The following is a 12,874-nucleotide window of genomic DNA, read 5'->3' on the forward strand; positions in this document are numbered from 1 at the left end:
CGACGATCGGTGACGCCATGACCATTGCTCCTTTTCCGACCGATGACCAGAGCGACACGATCCCCGCGATCGACGTCTTCGATGTCATCGGCTCGGCGGAAACACCCCGGCAGCACACGGTTCCGCTCTACGAGTTCACCGTCGAACGACGCTCTGCGGGCACCGTCTGGCTGCGGGTGACCGGTGAGATCGACCTCGCGGCATGCGGAGATCTGCAGCGCGCGATGACCCGCGCCGGCGCCGGGTACGCCCGGGTGATAGTCGACCTCGCCGACGTCTCCTTCATGAGCCCGCGCGCGGTCGGCACGATTGCCGAGCATCCATTGGTCGCCGCCGGCCGTGTCGACGTCGTCGCCCCGGCTCGCGCCACGCGCCTGCTCTTCGACCTCTTCGGCGCCGGAGGCCTGGTGGTCGACACGCGGTAGTCGCGTTAGCGTTGCACCGAATGGGCCGTGCGCACGGCCTGATCGCGTGAACGCCCGCCCGGCCCGACCGGTGCACGCGATACTGCGTCCATGACCTCGCGACCCACGACATCGCGACCGACGCGCAATAGGGCCAACGCGGTGATGATCCGCAGTATCTACGGCACCACGTCGGTGGAATGGTTCTTGATCTTCGCCATCGGCACGATTTTGGTGACTCGGCTCTACCTGCAGCTCACCGGCTATCCGCAGGTCGGTGGCGGCACGCTGCACATCGCGCACGCCCTGTGGGGTGGTGCGCTGATGATGCTGGCGCTGATCATCGGCTGGCTCTTCTTGGGTCCGGCCACCCGGGTCACCGCGATCGTGATGGGCGGCATCGGCTTCGGGCTGTTCCTGGATGAAATCGGGAAGTTCATCACCAAGAACAACGACTACTTCTATGGACCGTCGGCCGAGATCATGTACATCCTGGTCGTCGCGGTGCTGGTGATCAGTCGTGTCGTCCGCGACGTCAAGAAGCCGACAGTCGCCGAAGCGATGGCCAACGCCGCCACGATTGCCGCCGACGGTATCTCCCATGGTCTGCCCGCCCGCAGGCGCCGGCAGGCGGTCGGCTTCCTCGAGGTAGCCAAAGACCAGGGCGCCGACCCGACGGCGATCGGTCACATACGTGGACTGCTGGATGCGAGCGCGGACACGCCGGATCGCCTGATGCGGCTGCGTGATCGGGCGACCGGGCTGATTCCCGACTTCTTCCGCAGCCCGCGCTGGGTGCCGGTGGTGGGGTGGTTGCTGGTGGCCAGTTCGGCATTCACATTTGTCCTCGGAGTCCTCGCCTGGACGTTCAACACGAGGGAGATGGGGGACATCGACCTCTATTTCGAGATCAGCCGCAACCCAACGGCGAACTGGATTCTGTTCGTCAGCGGTATCGCCACCCTCGGGTTGTCGTTGCCGGCGATGATCGCACGTCGTCGCACCGACAGCGTGTGGCCGCTGCGGTCGCTCCGCATGGCCGCCTTGGTGTTCACCGTGACCAACGCCCTGGTCGATTTCGCCCTCGAGGGGTTTGGTGCGTTGATCAATCTCGGTGTCGGGCTGTTCGGCCTGGCGGTCATCAGCTACCACCTCGGACGGCAGACCTCCGCCCACGACAACGCGCGGATCTGACTCTCACACCCGGAAGCAACCACCGTGGATGTCAGTTCCCATGTGGACGCACTCATCCTGGTCGAGCGCCGGGCGTGGTCAACTGGGAAGGTGAGCACTCTCGATCGCGCCGCCGTAGCCGCGCGGATCTCCGGATTCCGACGACACACGGCCGACCTGCCGGACGCGCGCTCGGCGGCGGTTGCCATCACCATCGCCGAACAGGACGGACAGCAGGGGATCTGGCTGACCAAGCGACCCGCAACGATGCGCCGTCACGCGGCGCAGTACGCACTACCGGGCGGGCGACTGGACCCGGGGGAGGACCAGCCGACGGCCGCCTTGCGGGAGTTACACGAGGAGATCGGCGTCGAGCTCCCCGCAGACAGCGTGCTCGGCATGCTTGACGATTACCCGACCCGATCGGGGTTCGTGATCACGCCAGTCGTCTGCTGGTCCGACCAGACGCACGTTCCGGACCCCAACCCGGACGAGGTTGCCCAACTCTTCTTCGTCACCTTCGACGAATTGATGGTCGAGCCGCGGTTCCTCACCATCCCGCAATCGGACCGTCCCGTCATCCAGCTGCCCATCGTGGGTGCGTTGGTCCACGCACCGACTGCGGCGGTGATCTATCAGTTCGCCGAAGTCGTCCTGCGCGAACGGCATACCCGCGTCGACGGGTTCGAGCAGCCCGTCTTCGCCTGGCGCTAGGACACCAGATTCGCCACCTCGGTCCTAGGTGTGGCGCCGGGGGTGGTACCAACGACAGCATGACCACGTATGTGATCCACGACATGACCGGAGCCGGTCGATGACGACGGTGGCCGTCGAGCATCGCGGGGAGATCGCCATCGTCACGATGGACCGCCGTGACGCGATGAACACGCTGAACGCCGCGTTGGTGCGCGATCTCACGGCTGTACTCGACGAGCTGGACCGGGACCAGCACTGTCGCGTGGTGATCCTCACCGGCGCCGGTCGGGCGTTCTGCGCCGGATTGGATCTGCGGGGGTATGGCGACGACGACTCGGTCGACGATGGCGTCATGATCGCGAGTTTTGAACGCCAGCAGGACATCGCCGGTCTGGCGCGCCGTCTGCACGGTCTACGCCAACCGGTCATCGCGGCCGTCAACGGTGCGGCGGCCGGCGGCGGATTGGCATTGGTGAGCGCCAGCGACATCCGGATCGGGTCCACCGACAGCGTCTTCGCGGTCGGCTTCATCCGCGCGGGCTTCTCCGCCTGCGACATCGGGGTGTCCTGGTTGCTGCCGCGACTGGTCGGCACCGGCCGCGCACACGAATTGATGCTGACCGGCCGCAAGTTCGACGCCGACGACGCGTTGCGGTACGGCTGCTTGTCTACGTCGTCGAGCAGGCCGACCTGCTGGCCGCGGCGATCGCCACGGCCGAATCGATCCTCGCCAACCCGCCGCTGTCGGTCGAGATGACCAAGGTGGGGATGTGGGCGGCGGTCGAGTCGAACTCGTTCTCCGCGACGGTGGAGTTCGAGAACCGACAACAGATGATCACCGCGATGACCGACGACCGGACCGAGGCAACGGCCGCGTTCCTCGAGAAACGACGACCGGAGTACCGACGACGATGACCACTGACCTCTTCGACATCAGCGGCAAGACCGCGCTCGTGACCGGCGGCACCAGCGGGATCGGCGCGATGATCGCGCACGGTCTGGCCGATCGCGGGGCGCGCGTCATCATCGCCGGGCGCAAGGAGCCCGCGCTGGCCGAGGCCCGCGCCGCCGGCCTCGGTGCGATCCAGGCCAACCTGTCCACCCCGGAGGGGTGCCGGGAGTTGGCCGCGCAGGTCGGCGCTGAGGTGGATCGGCTCGACATCCTGGTGAACAACGCCGGCGCCACCTGGGGTGCGCCGATCGAGGACTTCCCGGACTCGGCGTGGGACCGGGTCCTTGATCTCAACGTGCAGTCGCCCTTCACCCTCACCCAGGCGTTGCTCCCGCAGTTGCTGGCGTCTGCAACCGTCGACGACCCAGCGCGCGTGATCATGATCGGCAGCATCGACGGCATCCGGGTCCCGCAGACCGAGTCGTACTCCTATTCTGCCAGCAAGGCCGCCGTCCACCAACTGACCCGACACCTCGCCGGACATCTCGGGTCGCGCAACATCACCGTCAACGCCATCGCGCCCGGCCCGTTCGAATCACGCATGATGGCTCACTTCCTCGCCGAACGTGGCGATGAGATCGCGGCCTCATCTCCGCTGGGTCGTATCGGCCGGGCCGATGACGTGATCGGTACCACGGTGTACCTGACGAGCAGGGCCGGTAGCTACCTCACCGGCGCAGTGATCCCGGTCGATGGAGGGATCTCCACCACGCGCTGACATTGCCCCGGAAGTTTTTTTGCCGGCCCGGGAATGTAATCGGACTGCGGTCCGTTTAAGGTGGTGTTGGGTCGAAAGGGCCCACCAGACCCAAGACCACACCCATTGGAGGTATCACCATGACCGCAGCCGTAGCCGCCCCCATCGCAACCGGCACCTGGACCATCGACCCGGCTCACTCGGCCGTCGCGTTCTCCGTCAAGCACCTGATGGTCAGTAAGGTGCGCGGCAACTTCGAGACCTTCTCGGGCACCATCACCATCGCCGAGGACGGCACCCCCTCGGTGCAGGCCGAGATCGACGTCACCTCGATCACCACCGGCAACGATCAGCGCGACGGACACATCAAGTCCGCCGACTTCTTCGACGCCGAGAAATTCCCGAAGGCCACCTTCGTCTCGACCGGCGTGGCTCCCAAGGGCGACGACTACGTGCTCACCGGGGACTTCACCCTGAAGGGCGTCACCAAGTCGGTCGAACTGGACCTCGAGTTCAACGGCACCAACCCCGGCATGGGCCACGGCGCGGTCGCCGGCTTCGAGGCGAGCACCGTCCTCAACCGTAAGGACTTCGGCATCGACATCGACATGCCGCTCGAAGGTGGCGGCGTCGTGGTGGGCGACAAGGTCACCATCACGCTCGAGATCGAGGCCAACCAGCCTGCCTGATCCGATCACGAACGTCCGGCCCGATCGGCCGGAGCGTCGGCCGGCTCCACACCTGAACCCCTCATCCCCCGAGGCCGTGGAGCCGGCCGTTCTGCATGCCGGGGGCATCCGGGACCTCGAGGCCCTGCCCGCCGCCGTCGGTCATGGGTACCCTGCAGGTACCTACCGGCGCAGGAGGTGGCCGTCATGGCGCGACCACTCGGCCACGCCGCCCTGCAACGGGCGTGGCCGTACATCCACGGCGAGGCACTGCCGCGATACCTGTGGGGCCGCCACGGCGGCACCAACGTTCGGGACCTCGCAGAACTGCCCCGCACACAACGCGCCCGCATGTCGCGGCGGGCGACCGCAGCCGCCGCGATCGCGCTGATCGGTACGAACTGTGCGATCGGGATCGAGACCTTTTTGCTGGTGCAGCTGGCGTACAACGGCAGTCAGCTCACCTTGGAGGGCACGGTCGGCGCCCCCAACTTCCCGGCAGTGCTCACCGGCATCATCGTCGGCACGCTGACCAACATGCTGTTTGGCGTCCTACTGATCAAACCGCAGGTCGATTGGTTCGTGAGCGGAATACCCGCCGATCGCGCTCGCCGCGCAGCCATCCGTCACATACCGCGCAATCAGGTGATCGCCACGCTGGCCGCCTGGACCACCGCCGTCGGCTCCTACGCCGTCGTCGCCGACGACCCGTCGTCGTCGCGCACGGCCGGGGTCGCCGCGGCCTTTCTACTCGCGGCGATGTCGAGTTCGTGTATCACCTATCTGTTCGCCGAACGGGCGGCCCGACCGCTGGCGGTGGTCGCCTTCCGTGACTTCCCGGCGCGACACGTCTTTCACGGTGTCCGCAGCCGGATGATCGCGGTGTGGCTGGTGAGCTCCGCCGTACCGATGTTCGGGTTGTTGCTGCTCAATCTCGGGCGATGGTTGGATATGCTCCCGCCGGTCAGCGGTCCGGTCGACTGGACGATCATCATCCTCGGGGTGGTGGCGCTGGTCGCCGGTATCCGGGTGATCACCCTCGTAGGTCGTTCCATCGCCGACCCGCTCAGCGATCTGCACCATGCGGTCACGCGCGTGGACGCGGCCGACTACACCGTCCGGGTGCCTGTCTACGACTCCTCCGAACTCGGCGTGCTGCAGCACGGCTTCAACACGATGGTGATCGGACTCGAGGAGCGCGAGCGGATGCGGCAGCTCTTCGCCCGCCATGTCGGCGACACCGTCGCGGCGCAGGCACTCGAACACGGCGAGGGTATGCGGGGAGTCAACGCGACGGTCGGTGTGCTGTTCGTGGACATCATCGACTCCACCGGTATGGCCGCGCGGCAGGATCCGGGGGCCACCGCTGAGCTGCTCAACGACTTCTTCACCATCGTTGCCGACGTGGTCGACGGCCATCACGGCTTCGTCAACAAGTTCGAAGGCGACTCGGCGCTGGCGATCTTCGGCGCGCCGGTGGAACTCGACGACCCTGCCACGTCGGTACTGTCCGCGGCGCGTGACCTCGCCGATCGGTTGGGGGACGAACTCGACATCGGGTGGGGAATGGGTATCTCCTACGGAACGGTGTTCGCCGGCAACATCGGCGCCGAGACCCGTTACGAGTACACGGTGATCGGTGACGCGGTGAACGAAAGCGCGCGGTTGTCGGATCTGGCCAAACAGTCCGGCAGCTCGGTGATGGCGTCGGGTGCGGCGCTGGCCTGCGCCACCGACGACGAGGCAGGTGAGTGGATTCCGGTGGGGACGCGGTCACTGCGCGGTCGCAGTGAGCCGACTCAGGTGTTCGCGCCGCGCTCGATTGCCACGCGCCCGCCGGGAATCTCGATCGGCACGGTGGTGGCCGGTCTGCTCCGGCCGGCGCGCCGGGTCACCGGGCAGTTGTGATCGCTCGTTGACGACGTTGGTCGGAGACCATAGCGTCGCTGGCAGTCAGCGCACAGCATCGATGGGGAGGCATGATGAGCAAGTGGACGACCGCGGACATCCCGGATCAGACCGGGCGCCGGTTCGTGGTGACCGGAGCCAACAGCGGTCTGGGGGCCGAGACGGCGAAAGCGTTGGCAAAGGCCGGTGCCACCGTGACCCTGGCGTGCCGCAATGTCAACAAGGCGCAGCCGGTGGCAGCCGAAATCGGTCCGAATGCGACTGTGGCCCAGTTGGATCTGGCTGATCTGGCATCGGTGCGGACGTTCGCCGACAGCTGCGATGGTGCCGACGTGCTGATCAACAATGCCGGGGTCATGGCGATTCCGATGCGCCGCACCGCCGATGGATTCGAGATGCAGATGGGCACCAATCATCTCGGACACTTCGCGTTGACCGCGCTGCTACTGCCCAAGATCGCCGACCGAGTGGTCACGCTCTCGTCATCCATGCATCAGATTGGACGCATAGACCTCGATGGTCTGAACTGGGAGGCGCGCAGATACCGCCGGTGGCGTGCGTACGGGGACTCAAAGATGGCGAATCTGATGTTCGGCTTTACGCGGCCACGGAGCTACAGGGGCGATCGGAGACGGTCGAGGACGTGTTCATGAAGTTCGGCAACAAGATCTTCGCGCAGAGTGCCGCCGAGGGTGCGCTGCCCACGCTGTACGCCGCGACATCGCCGGATGCCACGAACGGCACCTTTTACGGTCCGACCGAGATGTTCGGCAGCCGCGGGGCCCCGGGTGTCTCCGGCTACCACAAGCGTGCTGACGACGCCGGCGTCCGAGACAAGCTGTGGACGATGTCCGAACAGCTCACGAAGACCGACTTCGTGGTCTGAGGAACGAGGCGCCAGCCGAGTGTCACGAAGGGCGGCCGCGCCTACTGGACGTCGAAGGTGATCGCGTTCGAGGCGCCGGAGATGGTGTCGGTGACGCTGATCGAGTACGACCCCGGAGCGCGCAGCGTGTAGGGCTTGACCGACGTGCAATCCTGCGTGCTGAAGAGCTGCGCCTTCTTCGGCACCTTCGGCCCGCTCAACCGGATCTGCATCGCGCATTCGTCGCCGTCTACGACGGGCCCGGCATCGATCGTCGAGTTGTAGCGGACGCCGAGTTGTGAGTTCCGGGGATACACACCCGGGCTGATCGGTTGCGTGTTCGGCGCGTACACCCAGACGTTGATCGACCTCACCCCGTTGGGGGCGTTGTCGCGTCCCAGCTTGCCGTAGTGCTCGGTCTTGTCGCCCGAGGAGCCGAGTGCTGAACTACCGGCATCGAGCAGATCCGAACTGCCCGCACTCCCGGAACCGGAACTGCCTGCGCTGCCGAAGACGGAGTCCAGTGGAGCGGCGAGGGCGGGTGCGGCGGAGACTGCGATGGCCACCGCCGCCGATCCGACGGCGAGCGCAAACAAGCGCGACTTGAGACTCACTGACAACCCCCCGATGCGTGGACCTTCTCGTCGATTCAACCACCACCGACCGTGACCATGTTGGCGGGGCGTCAGGAACGGGTGAATTTCGGTTGCGCCGATCACCACACGCCGCGGGGGCGGAACTGGACGCTGATGCGTGGGCCGACCCCGGAGGCCTTCGGTACCGCGTGCTCCCAGGTGCGCTGGCAGCTGCCGCCCATCACCAGCAGGTCACCGGGGCCCACCACGAAGCGCACCGACGGGCCGCCGGCGCGTGGACGCAGCAGCAACGGCCGGGGTGAGCCCAACGACACGATCGCCACCATGGTGTCCTCGTGTGAGCCCCGCCCGATCCGGTCGCCGTGCCAGGCAACGCTGTCGGAACCATCCCGGTAGAGGCACAGGCCCGCGGTGGCGAACCCTTCGGGTAACTCGCGGCGGTATTGGCCGCTGAGTGCGTCACGTGCGGCGACGAGCATCGGGTCGGGAAACGATTCGGCGGAATGGTAGGTCGCGACCAGCCGCGGGACGTCGACCACCCGGTCGTACATGCGTCGTCGCTCGGCGCGCCATGCAGCGGCCGTGTGTAGGCGGTCAAAGAGTGCGGCCGAACCGGCGACCCATCCGGGACGTAGATCCACCCACGCGCCGTCCGACAGCACGTGTCGGGATGTGCGGTCGAGCGAGCGTAACTCCGTGTGGGTCGACTGGTCGAACAGCGACCACTGCATACCTGCGGTCATGAACGCGAGCATACCGACTCATGCGAACGCGTGTTCGATATTGTGCGCGTCACGGTGGTGCGTGGAGGGAGGCATTCGACACTCTGGCGGCGGACTCGGTGGCGAAATCCGACATTTATTGTTATCCAGTAACAAGTGGTAGTCACTAACACTTTTGACCGCCGGCGATCCGCCGATCCGAGAGGGAGACGATGGCCTCAATGCTGTTCCGAGTCGGAAGATTCTGCTTCCGACACAAATGGTGGGTGATCGCGACGTGGCTGCTCGCCGCCGTCACGGTGGCCGGTTTGGTGGGCGCGCTGAGCCCGAAGTTCGCGAAGGACTTCAGCCTGCCGGGTACCGACTCCGGTACCGCCACCTCGCAGATCGAGGAGTACTTCCCGCAGGTCATGGAGCAGCAGTCGCAAGCGTCGACCAGCGTGCTCGTGGCCGCCGACGACGGGCTGGCCGCGCACACCGATCAGATCAACGCGCTGGTCGAGAACCTCAAGACACTGCCCGATCTGACCGATGCGAGCACCGTGGTCAACCCGGTGGTGGCCGCGCAGGCCAACCCGACCATCGGCGCGTCGGTCCTCGGCGACGAAGGTCGGGTGGGCCTGATCCAGATCCGCCAGAACATCGAGATCATGGATCTCACCGTCGAGGAGAAGGAGCAGCTGCAGGAGATCCTCGCCCAGCACAGTGGTGATGGCCTGCGGGTGGAGGCCACCGGCTCGCTCATGCAGGTCATGGAGGCCGGTGGGACTGCCGAGCTGATCGGTTTCGCGGTCGCCTTCGTGGTCATGATCGTCGCGTTCGGTGCGCTCGTGGCGGCATTCATCCCGCTGGTCACCGGCCTGGTGGGCGTGATGATCACCATCATGCTGCTCACGCTGTCGGCGGAGTTCCTCAGCATCAACGAGACCGCTACCGCGATCGTCACCATGCTCGGCATCGCCGTCTCGATCGACTACGCGCTGTTCATCGTGTCCCGCTACCGGACCGAGCGCATGCGGGGTGGTGATCCCGCCGATGCGGCCGGCCGAGCGGTCGGCACTGCCGGATCGGCCGTCGTCTTCGCCGGCCTCACCGTGATCATCGCCGTCGCAGCCCTGATGGTCATCGGCATCCCGCTGATCACCCAGATGGGTATGGGCGCCGCGGTCGCCGTGTTCATGGCGGTGGTCGCAGCTCTCACGTTGATCCCGGCGCTGCTCGGCGCGGTCGGCCGATTCGCCTTCACCCCGCGCATACCGTGGATCAAGCACGCTGAGGAGAGTGCGACCTTCGATACCGTGGGCGTCAAAGTCGGTCGCAGAGTGGTCAATCGGCCGATCCCGTTCATCGTCGCGGGGCTCGCCGTGCTGGCTCTGGCCGCGATCCCGATGTCCAAGATGGAACTCGGCATGTCGCTGACCAGCGACGACGAGGCGCAGGCGCAGACCTTGCTGCAGCGCGGTTTCGGTGAGGGCATCAACGGGCCGCTGCTGGTGGTGCTGCACACCGAAGACGGTGACGTCAGCGCTGCGGCCGACAGTGCCGTGGAACATATCGCGACGCTCGACGACGTGGCCAACGCCGCCACGCTCACCTGGATGGGTAACGGAACACCGCAGCCACAGGTGGGAGCGGACACCGCACTCATCTCGGTGACGCCGATCAGCGCGCCATCGGATGCCGCAACGCACGATCTGATGGAGACGATCCGCGACTACGCGCCCACCGCCGAAGCCGCCGGGGTGGAACTGCATGTCGGTGGGCAGACGGCGATCCTGTCGGATCTGTCGGCCAAACTCGACAGTGCGCTGATCCCGTATCTGGTGGTCGTGGTCGGGCTGGCATTCCTGATCATGATCGGCGTCTTCCGCTCGATCTGGGTGCCCCTGATCGGCACCCTCGGCTTCATCTTCTCCGTGCTCGCCACCTTCGGCATGACGGTGCTCTTCTTCCAGGAAGGCGCACTGGGCCTGATCGACAACACCAAGCCCATCCTGTCGTTCCTGCCGATCTTCCTGATCGGCGTGGTGTTCGGCCTGGCGATGGATTATCAGGTGTTCCTGGTGACCCGAATGCGCGAGGAGTACATCCACGGGATGTCCGCCAAGGACGCCATCATCGCCGGATATCGGCACGGTGCGCGTGTGGTCACCTCCGCCGCGATCATCATGATCAGCGTGTTCGCCGCGTTCATGCTCGCGCCTGACACCACGGCCAAGATGCTCGGCTTCTCGCTTGCGGTGGCAGTGGCGTTCGACGCCTTCATCATCCGGATGATGGTGGTGCCGGCGATCATCGCTCTGCTGGGTGATCGCGCCTGGGGGCTGCCGAAGTGGTTGGATCGTCTTGTGGTGAACTTCGACATCGAGGGTGGTGCGGTCCGCGACCGCGGGCTCGAACACCTCGATGCCGACAACGAGCGGCAGGCGGTCGCCCCGGCGACCTGATCAGGGAGGTCACCGACAAATGGCCACACCGACGACGTCCCCGGGCTGCGGCCCGGGGCGTCGGGTCGGTTTGCGGGAGAAGAACAAGATTCGCACCCGCAAAGCGATCCGCGACGCGGCGATGAAGCTGTTCGCCGAGAACGGCTACACCCACACGACAGTTGAGCAGATCGCGCGCGAGGCAGAGGTCTCTCACACCACGTTCTTCCGGTACTTCGCCTCCAAGGAGCAGGTCGTCATCTCCGACGATCTGGAGGAAGCTCGGCACGACGCAATCGCCGCCATCCCGCCCGGGCTGGGGCATTTCGATCTGCTGCGCCGGTTGATCGGACAGATGTTCCGCATCGGGACCGCCGACGAGTGGGTGAGCAACTCCGCACGCATGCGGCTGATCCAGTCCGAGCCGACGCTGCGAACCGCCTACCAGATCGAAAGCGACAGAGCGATTTCGGAGGCGACAGACTTCTTCGCCGACTACCTGGGCGTGCAGTCCGATGACCTTCGCCTACGGGTGTTCATTGCCGCCGCGGGCGGAGTGATGTTTCACTTCGCACAATCCAGGGATGACCCCACCGACGACGACCTGCTCGCCACCCTGCTCAACGCGGTCGATCTGCTGGAACAGGGTCTGCCGCTCTGAGTGGGAGACCAGTTCGGGCATCGGCTCACGAAAGGACTTCACACCATGGGAAGACTCGACCACAAAATCGCCTTCATCACCGGTGTGGCCCGCGGCCAGGGCCGTGCCCACGCCGTCCGACTCGCAGCTGAAGGGGCGACCATCGTCGGCGTCGACATCGCCGGCCCGTTGCCCGGCGTACCGTATGACCCGGCCACCCCGGAAGACCTCGACGAGACCCGTCGTCTTGTCGAGGAGCAGGGCGCCGCGGCGCACCTGCGGCAATGCGATGTGCGAGATCTCGAGGCGCTCCGGGAGGTCGTCGCCGAGGGCGTCGCCATGGTCGGCGGCTTGGATGTGGTGGTGGCGAATGCCGGCATCTGCATTCCGGAGACCTGGGACGAGGTGACTCCGACCAGCTTCCGCGACGTGATGGACATCAACGTCATCGGCGTGTGGAACACCGTCACGGCGACCGCGCCGCATCTCATCGAGCGAGGTGGCGGATCGGTCATCCTGACCAGCTCGCTGGCCGGTAAGAAGTTGCAGCCCTTCATGGTTCACTACACCACCAGCAAGCATGCGTTGGTGGGGATGACACGGGCTTTCGCTGCGGAGTTGGGCAATCACGACATCCGGGTCAACAGCATCCACCCCGGTGCCGTCGCCACGCCGATGGGCTCCGGACAGATGGTCGCGCGGATCGAGGAGACCAACGCGGCCAATCCGCGCCTGGCCGGCATGGGGATGACCTTCCTCAACCAGTTCGTCGCCGAGCCGTCGGAGATCGCGAACGTCGTCGCGTTCCTCGCCTCCGACGAATCGAAGTTCATCACCGCCGAGCACATCTCCATTGATGGTGGGGCCCAGTACTTCTGACGGTCTCACCGGATCAGTCGGCGCAAGCCTGCGAGCCCGCTGTCCGTTCCTCGTTGGGTAGCGGCGTGCCACGCCATGCACCGCTGCCCCTGTCGCTCGTTGGGTAGCGGCGTGCCACCCCATGCACGGCCGCCCCCCTCGCTGGTTGAGTAGCGGCGCCCGTCCTACGTGCCGCCGCCCCCTTTTCGTTGGTTGAGTAGCGGCGCCCGCCCTACGTGCCGCCGCCCCCTTTTCGTTGGTTGAGTAGC

General features: G+C 66.0%; 11 protein-coding genes and 2 pseudogenes. 11 read left to right on the forward strand and 2 right to left on the reverse strand.

The annotated features are described in order from the left end of the window. The first annotated feature begins 17 nt into the window (after window positions 1-17). The 8 genes and pseudogenes from ACIGKQ_RS03300 (at window position 18) to ACIGKQ_RS03335 (ending at window position 7,384) form a co-directional block, all read left to right on the forward strand. Entirely contained in the window at window positions 18-425 is a 408-nt protein-coding gene (locus ACIGKQ_RS03300; protein WP_287016287.1) for an STAS domain-containing protein, read from the forward strand. A gap of 141 nt (window positions 426-566) precedes the next feature. Then, window positions 567-1,598 carry a hypothetical protein gene (locus ACIGKQ_RS03305; RefSeq protein WP_235725804.1) on the forward strand — a complete coding sequence of 344 codons (1,032 nt, stop codon included), beginning with the start codon at window positions 567-569 and terminating at the stop codon, window positions 1,596-1,598. A 90-nt stretch (window positions 1,599-1,688) separates the two neighbouring features. After that, a complete protein-coding gene (locus ACIGKQ_RS03310) occupies window positions 1,689-2,291 on the forward strand; it encodes a CoA pyrophosphatase (protein ID WP_372475368.1) in 603 nt (200 codons plus the stop codon). Window positions 2,292-2,457: 166 nt separating this feature from the next. Further along, window positions 2,458-3,188: pseudogene (locus ACIGKQ_RS03315) on the forward strand (enoyl-CoA hydratase/isomerase family protein). Then, entirely contained in the window at window positions 3,185-3,943 is a 759-nt protein-coding gene (locus tag ACIGKQ_RS03320) for an SDR family oxidoreductase (RefSeq protein ID WP_287016289.1), read from the forward strand. Before ACIGKQ_RS03315 ends, ACIGKQ_RS03320 begins: the two are co-directional and overlap by 4 nt. A 119-nt stretch (window positions 3,944-4,062) precedes the next feature. Continuing rightward, a complete protein-coding gene (locus ACIGKQ_RS03325; RefSeq protein ID WP_235725793.1) occupies window positions 4,063-4,611 on the forward strand; it encodes a YceI family protein in 549 nt (182 codons plus the stop codon). A 186-nt stretch (window positions 4,612-4,797) separates the two neighbouring features. Further along, window positions 4,798-6,498, forward strand: a complete 1,701-nt coding sequence (locus ACIGKQ_RS03330; RefSeq protein ID WP_372475369.1) for an adenylate/guanylate cyclase domain-containing protein — start codon at window positions 4,798-4,800, stop codon at window positions 6,496-6,498. A 74-nt stretch (window positions 6,499-6,572) separates the two neighbouring features. Then, window positions 6,573-7,384 (forward strand): annotated as a pseudogene (locus tag ACIGKQ_RS03335) (SDR family NAD(P)-dependent oxidoreductase). Window positions 7,385-7,425: 41 nt separating this feature from the next. Here the strand turns inward: ACIGKQ_RS03335 and ACIGKQ_RS03340 are convergent. Both ACIGKQ_RS03340 and ACIGKQ_RS03345 read right to left on the reverse strand, forming a co-directional pair. Next, on the reverse strand, window positions 7,426-7,977 hold the full coding sequence (locus ACIGKQ_RS03340) for a hypothetical protein (RefSeq protein ID WP_266062671.1): 552 nt from the start codon (window positions 7,975-7,977) through the stop codon (window positions 7,426-7,428). A 101-nt stretch (window positions 7,978-8,078) separates the two neighbouring features. Continuing rightward, window positions 8,079-8,702, reverse strand: a complete 624-nt coding sequence (locus ACIGKQ_RS03345) for an alpha-ketoglutarate-dependent dioxygenase AlkB (protein WP_396572300.1) — start codon at window positions 8,700-8,702, stop codon at window positions 8,079-8,081. A 191-nt stretch (window positions 8,703-8,893) separates the two neighbouring features. Here ACIGKQ_RS03345 and ACIGKQ_RS03350 point away from each other — a divergent pair, with 191 nt between their 5' ends. Genes ACIGKQ_RS03350 through ACIGKQ_RS03360 form a run of 3 tightly spaced genes read left to right on the forward strand, consistent with a single transcriptional unit; the run spans window position 8,894 to window position 12,626 of the window. Beyond that, window positions 8,894-11,128 (forward strand): MMPL family transporter, encoded by a 2,235-nt coding sequence (locus ACIGKQ_RS03350; protein ID WP_396572301.1) that lies wholly within the window; start codon window positions 8,894-8,896, stop codon window positions 11,126-11,128. A gap of 19 nt (window positions 11,129-11,147) precedes the next feature. Beyond that, window positions 11,148-11,768 (forward strand): TetR family transcriptional regulator, encoded by a 621-nt coding sequence (locus ACIGKQ_RS03355; RefSeq protein WP_235725798.1) that lies wholly within the window; start codon window positions 11,148-11,150, stop codon window positions 11,766-11,768. A 45-nt stretch (window positions 11,769-11,813) separates the two neighbouring features. After that, window positions 11,814-12,626 (forward strand): mycofactocin-coupled SDR family oxidoreductase, encoded by an 813-nt coding sequence (locus ACIGKQ_RS03360; RefSeq protein WP_396572303.1) that lies wholly within the window; start codon window positions 11,814-11,816, stop codon window positions 12,624-12,626. Window positions 12,627-12,874 lie beyond the last annotated feature (248 nt).

It is taken from the genome of Gordonia sp. NPDC062954, from assembly GCF_044543825.1.
In the GTDB taxonomy this organism is placed as follows: domain Bacteria; phylum Actinomycetota; class Actinomycetes; order Mycobacteriales; family Mycobacteriaceae; genus Gordonia; species Gordonia tangerina.

Excerpts from the sequence above, each read along its gene's own strand:
- ACIGKQ_RS03360 (WP_396572303.1), top strand. The coding sequence starts at position 11,814 with ATGGGAAGACTCGACCACAAAATCGCCTTCATCACCGGTGTGGCCCGC.
- ACIGKQ_RS03345 (WP_396572300.1), bottom strand. The coding sequence starts at position 8,702 with ATGACCGCAGGTATGCAGTGGTCGCTGTTCGACCAGTCGACCCACACG.
- ACIGKQ_RS03330 (WP_372475369.1), top strand. The coding sequence starts at position 4,798 with ATGGCGCGACCACTCGGCCACGCCGCCCTGCAACGGGCGTGGCCGTAC.
- ACIGKQ_RS03300 (WP_287016287.1), top strand. The coding sequence starts at position 18 with ATGACCATTGCTCCTTTTCCGACCGATGACCAGAGCGACACGATCCCC.
- ACIGKQ_RS03320 (WP_287016289.1), top strand. The coding sequence starts at position 3,185 with ATGACCACTGACCTCTTCGACATCAGCGGCAAGACCGCGCTCGTGACC.
- ACIGKQ_RS03350 (WP_396572301.1), top strand. The coding sequence starts at position 8,894 with ATGGCCTCAATGCTGTTCCGAGTCGGAAGATTCTGCTTCCGACACAAA.
- ACIGKQ_RS03355 (WP_235725798.1), top strand. The coding sequence starts at position 11,148 with ATGGCCACACCGACGACGTCCCCGGGCTGCGGCCCGGGGCGTCGGGTC.
- ACIGKQ_RS03325 (WP_235725793.1), top strand. The coding sequence starts at position 4,063 with ATGACCGCAGCCGTAGCCGCCCCCATCGCAACCGGCACCTGGACCATC.